Below are 14,679 nucleotides of genomic sequence, written 5' to 3'. Positions count from 1 at the left end.
TGGCAAAGGATTTTGAGTCGGCCCCAAATCCCTTCGCCGGCGTTATCCGGATCAGGTTCGACGGGTATTTTCTCAGCCTATACACTTCATCGAGCGCGCTGCCTCTGCGTTAGCTAGCCTGTTCAGTGGCTTGCCGCTTTTGAGGTAGTCCGAACGATCGCGTGTATGTTTAATAGCACCCCGTTGAGAACGGCGAATAGTGTAATGATTTTGTTAGTTGACTGAAAGCATTACGGCTCCGGCGGGGCAAACCATGCGGATTTGAAATCAAACCAGCCGAGGGTGTTCATGCGCACGCCGCGCATGCTGCGCTGGCCCTGGATCATCAGCCAGTGGTGGATCAGCGGAACGACGGTTTGATTGGCCAGCAACTGCTGGCTCCAGGTGGCCGGGTTTAATTCGCCGGCGTGCCAGCGCCGGGTTTCCTGCTCCCAGTCGATGGGGATGCAGTGGCGAATCAGCGGGACTTCGTACAGCAAGGCAAAGAGTGAAAAATCGATCGGCAGGGTAAAGTTGGCGCTGTTCAGCCAGATATCGCTGACCACCTCGCCGCGGTGCCACTCCTCGTACTCCAGCTCCTGAATCTCAAGTTTTACCTGATGCTCCGCCAGCAGCTCCGCCATGATCCCGCCCATCACCCGGTGTTCGACGTGATCGCGATAATAGGTCAGAGTGACGGATTCCAACCCCGCCGGTTTTTCACAGGCGTGGCTGCGGGCGTGGTGCCAGCGGGGCAGCAGGCCGTAGGCCGGGAACCAGTTACCCTGGTAATGTTCACCGGCATGGTAGAGCAGCGTGGCGGGCTGGAACAGGTAGCTGAGCCACTGACGTACCGCGCTGTTGTCGCCAAGCGGGCTGCGGGCATCAAACAGCAGGTAGTAACACCCTTCTTCAAGGCGGCTCTCCACCGCCTTTTCACTTTGGGTGGTGCCCTGCAGCGTTAAGCCGCCGTTGGGTTCTTCGCTAATTTCCGGCAGCACCCAGACGTTGACTTCATCGATCAGCGCCCGGTAGCCAAAATAGTCATCGAAGGCGTGGATCTTCAGCTGGTTTTGATTGTTGCGTACCACCGCGTAAGGCCCGGTGCCGACCGGCATACTGGCGAAATTGTCCATCGATTGCCATTCCCGCGGCAGAACCACCGCCGAAACCTGGCCCAACAGCCACGGTAGCCAGCGGTCCGGTTGCGTCAGGTGAATGTCCAGAGTCCAGGCGGTGGGGGAGACAATACGTTCGATATGCGCATACAGCGGCAGGGTGTTGCTGCGCTGTAAGGAGGCAATCACATCCTCCATCTCCAGCTCTCTGCCGTGGTGAAAATGAATGCCGGGGCGGAGAAAGAACCGCCAGTGGGTCGGCGAAATCTGCTGCCAGTGGTGGGCAATATCGGCTTCCAGTTCCCCGTTTTCCTCATTTACCCGGGTCAGCGCGCTGAAGATCTGCCGGGCTATATGGTTTTCTGAGCGGCGCAGCGCGCTGCCGGGGAGCAGGTTTTTCATCGGCCGGTAGTAGAGCACCCTGAGAATATGCCGCCCCTGACGAAAGCTGCGGCCAAGATGCGACACCAGCATCTGGCGCACGGCGGCTTTATCACCCACCAGTTGAACCAGCTGATCGATCCGATCCTGCTCCAGCAGATCTTCTGCCCGCTGCTGCTGCAATGCCAGACCGGTATAGAGGAAGGTCAGCCTGGAACGTTTACCGCGCCCGGCTTCCGCCTCCCAGGTTAGCCAGCCGCGGGCTTCCATCATGTTCAGCAGCGTGCGCATATGGCGGCGAGAACAGCACAGCATCTCCGCCAGTTCGTTAAGCGTCGTCTCCTGCGATTGGCCTTCGCAGCACTGCCAGAGGCGGATGAACTGTTGTTGCAAACGAGCAGAAGACATAAAAGGGGAACTCCTGATGAAAAGTCAGCAATTTATTAATCCCTATATTAGGCCAATAATCCACTTCGATGAAGCGAGGAGGTGAATATGATGGGGTCTACCGCGAAACAGTTCTACCAACGCTACTTTTCTGCGACGCAGGATGCGTCATGGCTGGCCCGCTTGATGGCAGGGAGACAGCAGAAGATTCTTGGCGAGCTGATGCAGTGGGGAGTTACGTCACAGACCTCTGATCATGGCCTTGCCGATATCATGTGTGACTGAGTATTGGTGTATACCTGTCCGCTTTCAAACTCAGGTCACGTGACTGAAGCCAAAACGTTTTGGTCGCCTGTCTGTCACTTGAAATAGATAGAGTATAAAATCACCTGCCAGCAGATTGCTTCTGCTGGCTTTTTTCGTTTCTTCGCGTGCTTTAAGGACATGACATGCTGTGGTTAATGACGATGGGACGGCGGCTGAACGGCGTCTACGCGGCTTTTATGCTGGTCGCGTTTATGATGGGCATTGCGGGCGCGCTTCAGGCTCCCACCCTTAGCCTGTTCCTCAGCCGCGAAGTGGGCGCACAACCTTTTTGGGTTGGCCTGTTTTATACCGTTAACGCCATTGCGGGAATTGCGGTAAGCCTGGCGCTGGCAAAACGATCTGACAGCCAGGGCGATCGACGTCGGCTGATCATGTTCTGCTGCCTGATGGCGGTGGGGAACGCCCTGTTGTTTGCCTTCAATCGCCACTACTTAACCCTGATCACCTGCGGCGTGATGCTGGCGTCGATCGCCAATGCCGCGATGCCGCAGCTGTTTGCCCTGGCGCGGGAATATGCCGACAGCTCGGCGCGGGAAGTGGTGATGTTCAGCTCGGTGATGCGTGCTCAGCTGTCGCTGGCGTGGGTTATCGGGCCGCCGCTGGCCTTTATGCTGGCGCTGAATTACGGCTTTACCACCATGTTCTCGATTGCTGCTGGCATTTTCGTGATCAGTCTGGCACTGATCGCCGTGAAGCTGCCCTCGGTGGCGCGGGTGGAGCAGCCTTCGGAAGCGGACGGCGCGGCGCTACCGGCGGGAGGATGGCAGGATAAAAACGTGCGTATGCTGTTTATCGCCTCGACGCTGATGTGGACCTGCAACACCATGTATATCATCGATATGCCGCTGTGGATCAGCAGCGATCTCGGTTTGCCGGACAGTCTCGCAGGGATCCTGATGGGGACGGCGGCCGGGCTGGAAATCCCGGCGATGATTCTGGCGGGCTACTATGTGAAGCGCTGGGGTAAACGCAAAATGATGGTGGTGGCGGTGGCGGCCGGCGTGCTGTTCTATATCGGCCTGATCCTGTTTCACCATCGTACCGCGCTGCTGGCGCTGCAGCTGTTCAATGCCATATTCATCGGGATTGTTGCCGGGATCGGCATGCTGTGGTTTCAGGACCTGATGCCGGGACGAGCGGGCGCGGCGACCACGCTGTTTACCAACAGTATTTCGACCGGGGTGATTCTGGCGGGCGTGCTGCAAGGGGCGCTGTCGCAAAGCTACGGTCACGCCAGCGTCTACTGGGCCATTGCGGTGATTTCGGTGCTCACGCTGTTCCTGACCAGCAAAGTCAAAGATATCTAGTCCTGATGCCGCATCGTGGACTACGGCGATGCGGCATCTCGATCAGGAACGATACTCAGGTATGAGGCTCAGGAAAGAATATCCATCAGCTCCCGCAGCTTGCCGACGGCAATCTGCCCTGGCGCGGAGGCCTGGCCTACGCTGCCGAAGGTCATCGCCGATCCGAACAGACGCCCGGTAACCCGGCTCACACCGCCCATTTTCCCCATAGACATGGTGATTAACGGGCGGGTGGCGTGCTGTTCTTTCATGATCAGCGTCGCGCCGAGGAGCGTCAGAACGTCCTGCGGCGACTGCGGCATGACCGCGATTTTGGGCAAATCGGCGCCCAGTTCCTGCATCCGGCACAGCCGGTCGACTATCTCATTCTGCGGCGGCGTTTTCTGGAAATCATGATTGCTCATGATCACTTTCACCCCGGCAGCATGGGCCTCCGCGACCAGCGCCCGAATCTGCGTTTCCTCATTGAAAAGCTCAATATCAATCAGATCGACCAGCCCGCTGGCGACGGCCAGACGGTTGAGTGCAAAGTAGGCGTCATCATCGAGTTCCGTTTCGCCGCCCTCTTTGTGACTGCGAAAGGTGAACAGCAGCGGGATCGTCGCGAGTTGCTGGCGGATCTCCGTCAGCGCCAGGCGGATCTGTTCGTCGTCGCGGACGCCGGTAAAGTGATCGACGCGCCATTCGATAAGATCGGCGCCGGCGTCTGCCAGGGTATGGGCTTGCGTTTTCAGCTCGTCGAGGGTTTTACCGAGCAGCGGAACGCAAATCAGCGTCGTCCCTTCCTGAAAGGTGATGTTTTTTATGGTTATCGCTTTTGTCATTGTAGGATCCAACGGTAAAAAAATGCCCGGTCATGGGACCGGGCAGGGTAATCAGCGGCGTGGTTAGTTCATGAAGGCCGGCAGTTTGTTCTCGTAGGCTGAAATTGCCGCTTCGTGCTGCAGCGTCAGGCCGATACTATCGAGACCGTTGAGCATGCAGTGGCGGCGGAAGGTGTCGATGCTAAAGCGGTAGGATTTATCACCGGCTTTCACCACTTCGGACTCCAGGTCGACCTCAAAGCTAATGCCAGGGTTGGCCTGCACCAATGCAAACAGTTCATCGACCTGCTCGTCGCTCAGCTTGACCGGCAGCAGCTGGTTGTTGAAGCTGTTGCCGTAAAAGATGTCGGCGAAGCTGGGAGCGATAACCACTTTAAAGCCGTAGTCCGTCAATGCCCAGGGCGCATGCTCACGGGATGAGCCGCAGCCGAAGTTTTCCCGCGCCAGCAGAATCGAGGCACCTTTATACTGCGGAAAGTTCAGGACAAATTCCGGGTTAGGCTGCTGCCCCTGGTCGTCGAGAAAACGCCAGTCATTGAACAGGTGTGCGCCAAAGCCGGTACGCGTGACTTTCTGCAGGAACTGCTTGGGAATGATCGCATCGGTATCGACGTTTGCGGCATCCAGCGGAACCACCAGGCCCGTATGTTGGGTAAATTTCTCTGCCATGATGGTTTCCTTATTTGATGTCGCGGATGTCGGCGAAGTGACCGGTAACGGCGGCGGCGGCGGCCATTGCCGGGCTGACTAAGTGGGTACGTCCACCGCGGCCCTGACGGCCTTCAAAGTTACGGTTGCTGGTCGATGCGCAGCGCTCGCCCGGGTTCAGGCGGTCGTTGTTCATCGCCAGGCACATGGAGCAGCCCGGCAGGCGCCATTCAAAGCCGGCGTCGATGAAAATCTTATCCAGCCCTTCGGCTTCCGCCTGAGCTTTTACCGGGCCAGAGCCTGGAACCACTAATGCCTGCACGCCCGGCGCGACTTTGCGCCCTTTGGCGATCTCTGCCGCGGCGCGTAAATCTTCAATACGTGAGTTGGTGCAGGAGCCGATAAATACTTTATCGATAGCCACATCGGTTAACGGGATACCCGGCTTCAGGCCCATATAGGCCAACGCTTTTTCCGCACTGGCGCGTTCGACCGGATCGGCGAAAGAAGCCGGGTCGGGGATCATATCGGTGACGGAAATCACCTGGCCTGGGTTGGTTCCCCAGGTCACCTGCGGGGCAATCTCTTCAGCCTGCAGGGTTACCACGGTATCAAATGTGGCGTCAGCATCGGTTTTCAGGGTTTCCCAGTATTTCACTGCAGCGTCAAAATCCTCGCCTTTCGGTGCATGCAGACGGCCTTTGACGTAGTTAAAGGTGGTTGCGTCCGGCGCGACCAGGCCTGCTTTGGCACCCATCTCAATCGCCATATTGCACAGGGTCATACGACCTTCCATGCTCAGATCGCGAATGGCTTCACCGCAGAACTCCACGACGTGACCGGTACCGCCGGCGCTGCCGGTTTTACCGATGATCGCCAGCACGATATCTTTGGCGGTGATGCCCGGCGCCGCTTTACCGTTAACGGCAATTTTCATGGTTTTGGCACGGCCCTGTTTCAGGGTCTGCGTCGCCAGCACGTGCTCAACTTCCGAGGTGCCGATACCGAACGCCAGCGCGCCAAATGCGCCGTGGGTCGCGGTATGGGAGTCGCCGCAGACGATGGTCATCCCCGGCAGGGTAACCCCTTGCTCCGGGCCCATCACGTGGACGATACCCTGATATGGGTGGTTCAGGTCATACAGCTCCACGCCGAACTCTTTGCAGTTCTTGATCAGTTCCTGCATCTGAATTCGTGCCATTTCACCGGACGCATTGATGTCTTTGGTCTGGGTGGAGACGTTGTGGTCCATGGTGGCGAAGGTTTTACCCGGCTGACGTACCGGGCGGTTGTGCGCGCGCAGGCCGTCGAAGGCCTGTGGGGAGGTCACTTCGTGCACCAGATGACGGTCGATGTACAGCAGCGGGGTTTCGTTTTGTGCTTCATAAACCACGTGAGCATCAAACAACTTTTCGTATAAGGTCTTCGCCATGATTACACCCCTTCAGCGACATAGCGGGCAATGATATCGCCCATTTCATCGGTACCAACGGCCGCCGTGCCGCGAGCCAGATCGCCGGTGCGTACACCTTCTTCTAATGCGCGGTTAATCGCGTTTTCGATAGCGGTTGCTGCGGCTTCGGCATCCAGGCTATAGCGCAGCAGCAGCGCCAGGGAGAGGATCTGTGCGATCGGGTTGGCGATGTTTTTGCCAGCGATATCCGGAGCGGAGCCGCCAGCTGGTTCGTACAGACCAAAACCTTGTTCGTTGAGGCTGGCAGAGGGCAGCATGCCCATCGAGCCGGTGATCATCGCGCATTCGTCAGACAGAATGTCGCCGAACAGGTTGGAGCACAGCAGCACGTCGAACTGGGACGGATCTTTAATCAACTGCATGGTGGCGTTGTCGATGTACATGTGCGACAGCTCAACGTCCGGGTAGGATTTTGCAATCTCGCTGACCACTTCGCGCCACAGAATAGATGACTGCAGCACGTTGGCTTTATCGATAGAAGTGACTTTATGACGACGTTTACGCGCGGACTGGAAAGCGATGTGCGCAATCCGTTCGATTTCGAAGCGATGATAGACTTCGGTATCAAACGCTTTTTCGTGCTGACCGCTGCCTTCGCGACCTTTTGGCTGGCCGAAGTAGATGCCGCCGGTCAGTTCGCGGACGCACAGAATGTCGAAGCCATTAGCGGCGATATCCGCGCGCAGCGGGCAAAACTCTTCCAGCCCCTGGTACAGCTTCGCCGGACGCAGGTTGCTGAACAGTTTGAAGTGTTTACGCAGAGGCAGCAGCGCACCGCGCTCCGGCTGGCCGTCTGGCGGCAGGTGTTCCCATTTCGGGCCGCCGACGGAACCGAACAGAATCGCATCGGCCTGCTCGCAGCCTTCCACCGTAGCCTGTGGCAGCGGGGAACCCTGACGGTCGATGGCGGCGCCACCGACATCATATTGGCTGGTGGTAATGCGCATATCAAAACGGGTACGGACAGCTTCCAGTACTTTCATCGCCTGGTTCATGACTTCCGGGCCAATGCCATCACCTGGCAACACAGCAATATGGTAATTCTTCGACATTACACAGTTTCCTTCTTGTTCTCGTTATTTTGAGCTTTGCGTTGCAATTCTTTTTCGACTTCAGCGGCGCGCCAGATGTTGTTCAGAACGTGAATCATCGCCTTCGCGGAGGATTCAACGATATCGGTCGCCAGACCGACGCCATGGAAGCGACGACCGTTGTAGTTCACCACGATGTCGACCTGGCCCAGCGCATCTTTACCGTGGCCTTTGGCGCTTAAGCCATATTTAACCAGTTCGATGTCATAGCCGGTGACGCGGTTGATGGCCTGATACACGGCGTCGACCGGGCCGTTGCCGTTGGCGGCTTCGGCTTTCACTTCATCACCGCAAACCAGCTTGACTGAGGCGGTAGCGATAGCATTGGAGCCGGACTGGACGCTGAAGTAGTCCATGCGGAAATGTTCTGGCTCTTCCTGCTGCTTGTTAATGAAGGCCAGCGCTTCCAGGTCGTAGTCGAAGACCTGACCTTTTTTGTCCGCCAGCTTCAGGAACGCGTCATACAGGTGATCCATGTTGTAGTCGCTGTCTTTGTAGCCCATCTCTTCCATGCGGTGTTTGACCGCCGCACGGCCGGAGCGGGAGGTCAGGTTCAACTGCACCTGATTCAGGCCGATGGATTCCGGGGTCATGATTTCGTAGTTTTCGCGGTTCTTCAGCACGCCATCCTGGTGGATGCCGGAGGAGTGCGCGAAGGCGCCGGTGCCGACGATGGCTTTGTTAGCCGGAATCGGCATGTTGCAAATCTGGCTGACGGTCTGGCTGGTACGCCAGATCTCGTTGTGATTAATGCGGGTACGGACATCCATGATGTCTTTACGTACTTTAATCGCCATGATCACCTCTTCCAGCGAGCAGTTGCCTGCACGCTCGCCGATGCCGTTCATGGCACCTTCGACCTGACGCGCACCGGCGTGGACGGCGGCGATGGCGTTGCCGACGGCCAGACCTAAATCGTCATGGGTGTGAACAGAGATAATGGCTTTGTCGATATTCGGCACGTGGTCGTACAGGCCGGTGATGATGTTGGAGAACTCGAACGGCATGGTGTAACCGACGGTGTCCGGGATGTTGATTGTCGTCGCGCCGGCGTTAATGGCGGCTTCGACCACACGTGCGAGGTCGGCAATTGGCGTACGGCCCGCATCTTCACAGGAGAACTCGACATCGTCGGTGTAATTGCGTGCGCGTTTGATCATATAGACCGCGCGCTCAATGACCTCATCCAGGGTGCTGCGCAACTTGGTGGCGATATGCATCGGCGAGGTGGCAATAAAGGTGTGAATACGAAACGCTTCCGCGACCTTTAAGGATTCGGCGGCAACATCAATGTCTTTCTCTACACAGCGCGCCAGGGCACAAACGCGGCTGTTTTTGATGGTGCGCGCGATAGTTTGTACGGATTCGAAGTCGCCAGGTGAGGAAACCGGGAAACCGACTTCCATCACATCAACGCCCATACGCTCGAGGGCTAAGGCAATCTGCAGCTTCTCTTTAACGCTCAGGCTGGCCTGTAACGCTTGCTCACCGTCACGTAAGGTCGTATCGAAAATAATGACTTGCTGGCTCATGGTTTAGATCCTTAATCGGTGTCCTGGGCGCCTTGCTGACGAGCATAAAAAAACCCGCGCAATGGCGCGGGTTTTATAGTCTTGCTGGAAGATGACTTAACGCTGAACGTCGCCCAACAGCCTACCGCGCATAGTGGATGCGTTTAGTAGTAGTAGGCTGATGAAACGAGTAGTGCGAATCATTGCGTCATGCTCCAGATGAAATCGTTATGCTCTTAGAGTTACTGGATACGTCTTTTGATGTCAACCCTTGGACAAGAAAAAGCGCTTTTCGCCGCCGGGAATGAATAGCTAATTGTGCTGGTGATGAGTCATTTTTACCGACGATCGTTTTTCTATCAGCGCGACGGATAAGAAAATTCAAAGTTGTTGGCGAAAGTTATTCTCATTCCACACATAGTGCCTGATGGTTTTTGAATGAAATATCTTAATGAATGCTATGGAGTTATTCGTTTATTGAATATTATCTCATGGGTGATAAAACCTCATCAATGATAATGGAGTGTTAATTTCAGACAGGGTTTCGCTGCATGATTTAATGGCGCTATAAATTATAGTTAACGGATGGTGGTGTTGTTTATCTCCGTCAGTTATGGATGCGCTTAATATTATAAAGTGATCGATATGGATATGGCGGTGCTGGATTTTAAGATAATGGCCGTTCAGGTTAACCGCGCTTACTTATAACGTTTGATATATTCCTAAAATGCATCCGTACCCTTTTGCAAATGACATATGTATGGTAAATGATATTTTCAATACTACTAGCCATGTTTTTTGAAAAGGGAATTTCGCGTAATGGTGGACCTGGATATGATAATTGAAACTGCTCAACCTAAATCCGCCCCTGAGGGGGAAGTCGTCAAGCCACAACTCAGAACCGTCGATCTTAATCTGTTGACGGTTTTTGATGCCGTCATGCAGGAGCAAAATATTACCCGTGCTGCACAATCGCTCGGCATGTCGCAGCCCGCAGTGAGTAACGCTGTCGCGCGTCTGAAGGTGATGTTTAACGATGAGTTGTTTGTTCGCTATGGGCGGGGGATTCAACCGACGGCACGCGCATTCCAGCTGTTCGGCTCAGTACGTCAGGCGTTGCAGCTGGTACAGAATGAACTGCCGGGATCTGGTTTTGAACCGGTCAGCAGCGAACGTGTATTTACGCTCTGCGTCTGTAGTCCTCTGGATAACTATTTGACTTCAATTATTTTCAATAAAGTAAGCGCAGTGGCACCGAATATTCATTTAATTTTTAAGGCTTCACTTAATAAAGATACAGAGCATCATTTACGTTATCAGGAAATTGAATTTGTTATCGGTTATGAAGAATTTCGTCGCCCGGAGTTTTCCTGTGTACCATTATTTAAAGATGAAATGGTATTAGTCGCCAGCGATAAACATCCGCGAATTTCAGGTCCGCTCTCCGAAACGGATATTTATCAAGAAGAGCATGCGGTTGTTGCCCTGGATCGCTTCGCTTCATTTAGTCTGCCATGGTATAGCTCCATCAATAATCAGGCACGTATCGCCTATCAGGGTAATGCGATGGTCAGCGTATTAAATGTGGTGTCGCAAACGAATATGGTCGCGATTGCACCGCGCTGGCTGGCAAATGAGTACGCCGATAAACTGGGGCTGCAACTTCTGCCGTTGCCGCTGAAGGTAAATAGCCGCACCTGTTATCTTTCCTGGCATGATGCGGCCGGAAAGGATAAAGGACACCAGTGGATGGAAGAGTTGCTGGTGGGTATTTGTCAGCGCTAATCGTTTTATGATGCAAACGAGAGCGCCCGCTCTCGCTTTGTGTGAATAATTCCCCAATATGCAGAATATTATTCTGTTTACCGTCGGCGGGTCTGCCGAATGCCAGGTGAAAAATGGATGATTTTCTGCCAACAGACTATTTATCCGAGTAATGCCCACGCACGTTTCTGGTTTACGAAGCTTTTAACCACGATTCATATCAAATTGTTATCTTTTATGCTTTTGATGGCCTGTGCGCCTCTGAGGTGGCTAATTGCCTGCCCGTTGGCGAGCAGTTATGGTAATGACACGCAGTCCATTCACCTCAATGCCGGGCGACGATTCCCGGCCTTGTGCGAACGCGCGGAAATTGACTTCTGCTGTCGTTAAAAACAATAAGCCTGGAGGCAAACCATGGAGATGTTGTCAGGAGCCGAGATGGTCGTCCAATCGCTTGTCGATCAGGGCGTCAAGCAAGTATTCGGTTACCCCGGGGGCGCGGTCCTCGATATCTATGATGCGTTGCATACCCTTGGCGGTATCGACCATATTCTGGTTCGCCACGAGCAGGCGGCGGTGCATATGGCGGACGGCCTTGCTCGTGCGACCGGTGAAGTGGGCGTCGTCCTTGTGACGTCAGGCCCGGGCGCGACCAACGCCATTACCGGCATTGCAACGGCATACATGGATTCCGTCCCGCTGGTGATCCTCTCCGGGCAGGTGGCGACCTCGCTGATTGGCTATGATGCCTTCCAGGAGTGTGACATGGTCGGTATCTCCCGACCGGTTGTGAAACACAGCTTCCTGGTTAAGCAGACGGAAGACATTCCCGGGGTGCTGAAAAAAGCGTTCTGGCTGGCGGCCAGCGGCCGTCCGGGTCCGGTGGTGGTGGATTTACCAAAAGATATCCTCAACCCGGCAAACAAACTGCCGTACGCGTGGCCGGACAGCGTCAGCATGCGTTCCTATAACCCGACCACCAGCGGTCACAAAGGGCAAATTAAGCGTGCCCTGCAGACGCTGGTTGCGGCGAAGCATCCGGTTGTCTATGTCGGCGGTGGGGCGATTAACGCCCAATGCGAGCCGCAGCTGCGTACCCTGGTGGAAAAACTGAACCTGCCGGTGGCCTCGTCGCTGATGGGCCTCGGTGCTTTCCCGGCGACCCATCCGCAGGCGTTAGGCATGCTGGGGATGCACGGTACCTACGAAGCCAATATGACGATGCATCATTCCGATGTGATTTTCGCCGTCGGCGTGCGTTTTGACGATCGCACCACCAACAATCTGGCGAAGTACTGCCCGAATGCCACGGTGTTGCATATTGATATCGATCCGACTTCGATCTCTAAAACGGTGCCGGCTGATGTCCCGATCGTCGGCGATGCCCGTCTGGTGCTGGAACAAATGCTCGAACTGCTGGAGCAGGAAGAGGCGCAGCAGCCGCTGGATGAGATCCGCGACTGGTGGCAGCAGATCGAGCAGTGGCGCGCGCGTCACTGTCTGCAATACGACACGCAAAGTGACAAGATCAAACCGCAGGCGGTGATCGAGACCATCTGGCGCCTGACCAATGGCGATGCGTATGTGGCGTCCGATGTGGGCCAGCATCAGATGTTCGCCGCGCTTTATTATCCATTCGACAAACCACGACGTTGGATTAACTCCGGCGGCCTCGGAACGATGGGCTTTGGCTTACCCGCCGCGCTCGGCGTGAAGATGGCTCTGCCGGCGGAGACCGTGGTTTGCGTGACCGGTGATGGCAGCATCCAGATGAATATTCAGGAGCTGTCTACCGCGCTGCAGTACGAGCTGCCGGTGCTGGTGCTGAACCTCAACAACCGCTATCTCGGGATGGTGAAACAGTGGCAGGATATGATCTATTCCGGCCGACATTCACAATCCTATATGGAATCGCTACCGGATTTCGTCCGGGTTGCAGAAGCCTATGGTCATGTAGGGATCCGAATCAGCGAACCGCAAGAGCTGGAGTCTAAGCTGGCCGAGGCGCTGGAGCAGGTGCGTAATAACCGTCTGGTCTTCGTGGATGTGATGGTCGATGGCAGCGAGCATGTGTATCCCATGCATATCCGCGGCGGCGGCATGGATGAGATGTGGTTGAGCAAAACGGAGAGAACCTGATTATGCGCCGGATATTATCTGTATTACTGGAAAACGAATCGGGCGCCTTGTCGCGCGTCATCGGCCTCTTTGCGCAGCGCGGATACAACATTGAAAGCCTGACGGTGGCGCCGACAGACGATCCAACACTCTCCAGAATGACCATTCAGACCGTCGGCGACGAGAAAGCGATCGAGCAGATTGAAAAGCAGCTGCATAAGCTGGTGGATGTGCTGCGCGTCAGCGAACTCGGGCAGAACTCGCACGTTGAGCGTGAAATCATGCTGGTGAAGGTGCAGGCGAGCGGTTTTGGCCGGGAAGAGGTGAAGCGCAATACGGAGATTTTCCGTGGGCAGATAATCGATGTGACCCCGTCGATTTATACCGTTCAGCTGGTGGGCACCAGCGATAAACTGGATGCCTTCCTCGCTTCATTGCGTGACGTGGCACGAATCGTCGAAGTGGCACGATCGGGTGTCGTCGGGTTGTCGCGCGGCGACAAAATAATGCGCTGAGTCCCTGAAACTGACGTAAAAATAGCCCGACACAATTTGTCGGGTTATTTTTTTGCGAAATCGGTAGGAACTGTAGACAAAACCGGTTGCCGCGCTAACTATTCTGCGTTTAGATGTTATCAAAATGAATCCATAGCTGAAGAAAGGTTATGTTCCGTACTTATTACCCAAGGGGCAATTGTGAAACTGGATGAAATCGCCCGGCTGGCCGGTGTCTCGCGAACCACCGCTAGCTATGTGATTAACGGTAAAGCGAAGCAGTACCGCGTGAGCGACAAAACGGTCGAAAAAGTAATGGCCGTTGTTCGTGAACACAACTATCACCCAAATGCGGTTGCTGCTGGCTTACGTGCAGGACGCACGCGTTCTATTGGCCTGGTTATTCCCGATCTGGAAAATACCAGCTATACCCGCATTGCTAACTACCTGGAGCGTCAGGCACGTCAGCGTGGCTATCAGCTGTTGATTGCCTGCTCGGAAGATCAGCCTGACAACGAAATGCGCTGTATCGAGCATCTGCTACAGCGCCAGGTGGATGCGATTATCGTTTCGACGTCACTTCCGCCAGAGCATCCGTTCTATCAGCGCTGGGCGAACGATCCCTTCCCGATTGTCGCCCTGGACCGCGCGCTCGATCGTGAACACTTCACCAGCGTGGTGGGTGCCGATCAGGATGATGCGGAAATGCTTGCCGCTGAACTGCGTAAGTTCCCGGGCGAAAGCGTTCTGTATCTCGGTGCCTTACCGGAGCTGTCGGTGAGCTTCCTGCGTGAGCAAGGTTTCCGCACCGCGTGGAATGACGACCCGCGTGAAGTCCAGTATCTGTACGCCAACAGCTTTGAACGCGAAGCGGCGGCACAATTGTTCGAAAAATGGCTCGAGACACACCCGATGCCGGAAGCGCTGTTTACGACGTCGTTCCCGCTGCTGCAGGGGGTGATGGATGTGACTCTACGTCGCGAAGGCAAGCTGCCATCGGAACTGGCAATTGCGACCTTTGGCGATAATGAACTGCTGGATTTCCTGCAGTGTCCGGTACTGGCCGTGGCCCAGCGCCATCGCGATGTCGCCGAACGCGTGCTGGAGATCGTCCTCGCCAGCCTTGATGAACCGCGTAAGCCGAAACCGGGATTAAGCCGTATTCGCCGTAATCTGTATCGTCGTGGCAGCCTGAATCGTCGTTAAGACATCCGCATCCAGGATTATTCTTATAATAAAAGTAAGGATAATTGACG

General features: G+C 55.3%; 13 protein-coding genes and 1 riboswitch. Of the genes, 6 read left to right on the top strand and 7 right to left on the bottom strand.

The genetic code is table 11. From position 1 onward, the window contains the following. Window positions 1-10: 10 nt before the first annotated feature. Window positions 11-193: riboswitch (TPP riboswitch) on the bottom strand. A 37-nt stretch (window positions 194-230) separates the two neighbouring features. Next, complete coding sequence (sgrR, locus tag ACMYSN_RS11030) at window positions 231-1,886, bottom strand: HTH-type transcriptional regulator SgrR (RefSeq protein WP_462498007.1); 1,656 nt, start codon at window positions 1,884-1,886, stop codon at window positions 231-233. Between the two features lie 87 nt (window positions 1,887-1,973). On the opposite strand from sgrR, the gene sgrT reads away from it, so the two are divergent. Both sgrT and ACMYSN_RS11020 read left to right on the top strand, forming a co-directional pair. Further along, on the top strand, window positions 1,974-2,150 hold the full coding sequence (gene sgrT / locus ACMYSN_RS11025; protein ID WP_123757518.1) for a glucose uptake inhibitor SgrT: 177 nt from the start codon (window positions 1,974-1,976) through the stop codon (window positions 2,148-2,150). 164 nt (window positions 2,151-2,314) lie between these two features. Then, entirely contained in the window at window positions 2,315-3,499 is a 1,185-nt protein-coding gene (locus ACMYSN_RS11020; protein ID WP_462498006.1) for a sugar efflux transporter, read from the top strand. A 68-nt stretch (window positions 3,500-3,567) separates the two neighbouring features. Here the strand turns inward: ACMYSN_RS11020 and aroD are convergent, their stop codons facing one another. The 6 genes from aroD to leuL form a co-directional block, all read right to left on the bottom strand. After that, window positions 3,568-4,323, bottom strand: a complete 756-nt coding sequence (gene aroD, locus ACMYSN_RS11015) for a type I 3-dehydroquinate dehydratase (protein WP_462498005.1) — start codon at window positions 4,321-4,323, stop codon at window positions 3,568-3,570. A 63-nt stretch (window positions 4,324-4,386) separates the two neighbouring features. Further along, the gene (gene leuD, locus ACMYSN_RS11010) at window positions 4,387-4,992 is read right to left on the bottom strand and encodes a 3-isopropylmalate dehydratase small subunit (protein ID WP_462498004.1); all 606 of its coding nucleotides are present in this window, start codon (window positions 4,990-4,992) and stop codon (window positions 4,387-4,389) included. A 10-nt stretch (window positions 4,993-5,002) separates the two neighbouring features. Beyond that, window positions 5,003-6,403: a 3-isopropylmalate dehydratase large subunit gene (leuC, locus tag ACMYSN_RS11005; protein ID WP_462498003.1), complete on the bottom strand. Its 1,401-nt coding sequence runs from the start codon at window positions 6,401-6,403 to the stop codon at window positions 5,003-5,005. A 2-nt stretch (window positions 6,404-6,405) separates the two neighbouring features. After that, on the bottom strand, window positions 6,406-7,497 hold the full coding sequence (gene leuB / locus ACMYSN_RS11000) for a 3-isopropylmalate dehydrogenase (RefSeq protein WP_123757513.1): 1,092 nt from the start codon (window positions 7,495-7,497) through the stop codon (window positions 6,406-6,408). Continuing rightward, window positions 7,497-9,068 carry a 2-isopropylmalate synthase gene (gene leuA, locus ACMYSN_RS10995; protein ID WP_123757512.1) on the bottom strand — a complete coding sequence of 524 codons (1,572 nt, stop codon included), beginning with the start codon at window positions 9,066-9,068 and terminating at the stop codon, window positions 7,497-7,499. The genes leuB and leuA overlap by 1 nt, the downstream gene beginning before the upstream one ends. Before the next feature lie 96 nt (window positions 9,069-9,164). Beyond that, the gene (gene leuL / locus ACMYSN_RS10990) at window positions 9,165-9,251 is read right to left on the bottom strand and encodes a leu operon leader peptide (protein ID WP_123757511.1); all 87 of its coding nucleotides are present in this window, start codon (window positions 9,249-9,251) and stop codon (window positions 9,165-9,167) included. Window positions 9,252-9,866: 615 nt separating this feature from the next. Between leuL and leuO the strand changes: the two genes are divergently transcribed. The 4 genes from leuO (at window position 9,867) to cra (ending at window position 14,629) form a co-directional block, all read left to right on the top strand. Then, the gene (gene leuO / locus ACMYSN_RS10985) at window positions 9,867-10,832 is read left to right on the top strand and encodes a LysR family transcriptional regulator (protein ID WP_462498002.1); all 966 of its coding nucleotides are present in this window, start codon (window positions 9,867-9,869) and stop codon (window positions 10,830-10,832) included. 393 nt (window positions 10,833-11,225) lie between these two features. Continuing rightward, complete coding sequence (gene ilvI / locus ACMYSN_RS10980; protein ID WP_123757509.1) at window positions 11,226-12,950, top strand: acetolactate synthase 3 large subunit; 1,725 nt, start codon at window positions 11,226-11,228, stop codon at window positions 12,948-12,950. A 2-nt stretch (window positions 12,951-12,952) separates the two neighbouring features. Next, window positions 12,953-13,444 carry an acetolactate synthase small subunit gene (ilvN, locus tag ACMYSN_RS10975; protein WP_123757508.1) on the top strand — a complete coding sequence of 164 codons (492 nt, stop codon included), beginning with the start codon at window positions 12,953-12,955 and terminating at the stop codon, window positions 13,442-13,444. A gap of 180 nt (window positions 13,445-13,624) precedes the next feature. After that, window positions 13,625-14,629 carry a catabolite repressor/activator gene (gene cra / locus ACMYSN_RS10970; RefSeq protein ID WP_123757507.1) on the top strand — a complete coding sequence of 335 codons (1,005 nt, stop codon included), beginning with the start codon at window positions 13,625-13,627 and terminating at the stop codon, window positions 14,627-14,629. Window positions 14,630-14,679: the final 50 nt, after the last annotated feature.

This window comes from Klebsiella sp. R445 (assembly GCF_051131755.1).
Classification (GTDB): domain Bacteria; phylum Pseudomonadota; class Gammaproteobacteria; order Enterobacterales; family Enterobacteriaceae; genus Klebsiella; species Klebsiella lignicola.
Note: the sequence above shows the minus strand (reverse complement) of the source record. Positions and strands in the feature narration are given on the sequence as shown.

What these genes read in the sequence shown, in the direction of transcription:
- leuL (WP_123757511.1), bottom strand. Translation starts at nt 9,251, where the DNA reads ATGATTCGCACTACTCGTTTCATCAGCCTACTACTACTAAACGCATCC.
- sgrT (WP_123757518.1), top strand. Translation starts at nt 1,974, where the DNA reads ATGATGGGGTCTACCGCGAAACAGTTCTACCAACGCTACTTTTCTGCG.
- leuO (WP_462498002.1), top strand. Translation starts at nt 9,867, where the DNA reads ATGGTGGACCTGGATATGATAATTGAAACTGCTCAACCTAAATCCGCC.
- leuD (WP_462498004.1), bottom strand. Translation starts at nt 4,992, where the DNA reads ATGGCAGAGAAATTTACCCAACATACGGGCCTGGTGGTTCCGCTGGAT.
- ilvI (WP_123757509.1), top strand. Translation starts at nt 11,226, where the DNA reads ATGGAGATGTTGTCAGGAGCCGAGATGGTCGTCCAATCGCTTGTCGAT.
- leuB (WP_123757513.1), bottom strand. Translation starts at nt 7,497, where the DNA reads ATGTCGAAGAATTACCATATTGCTGTGTTGCCAGGTGATGGCATTGGC.
- leuA (WP_123757512.1), bottom strand. Translation starts at nt 9,068, where the DNA reads ATGAGCCAGCAAGTCATTATTTTCGATACGACCTTACGTGACGGTGAG.
- sgrR (WP_462498007.1), bottom strand. Translation starts at nt 1,886, where the DNA reads ATGTCTTCTGCTCGTTTGCAACAACAGTTCATCCGCCTCTGGCAGTGC.
- aroD (WP_462498005.1), bottom strand. Translation starts at nt 4,323, where the DNA reads ATGACAAAAGCGATAACCATAAAAAACATCACCTTTCAGGAAGGGACG.
- leuC (WP_462498003.1), bottom strand. Translation starts at nt 6,403, where the DNA reads ATGGCGAAGACCTTATACGAAAAGTTGTTTGATGCTCACGTGGTTTAT.
- ACMYSN_RS11020 (WP_462498006.1), top strand. Translation starts at nt 2,315, where the DNA reads ATGCTGTGGTTAATGACGATGGGACGGCGGCTGAACGGCGTCTACGCG.
- ilvN (WP_123757508.1), top strand. Translation starts at nt 12,953, where the DNA reads ATGCGCCGGATATTATCTGTATTACTGGAAAACGAATCGGGCGCCTTG.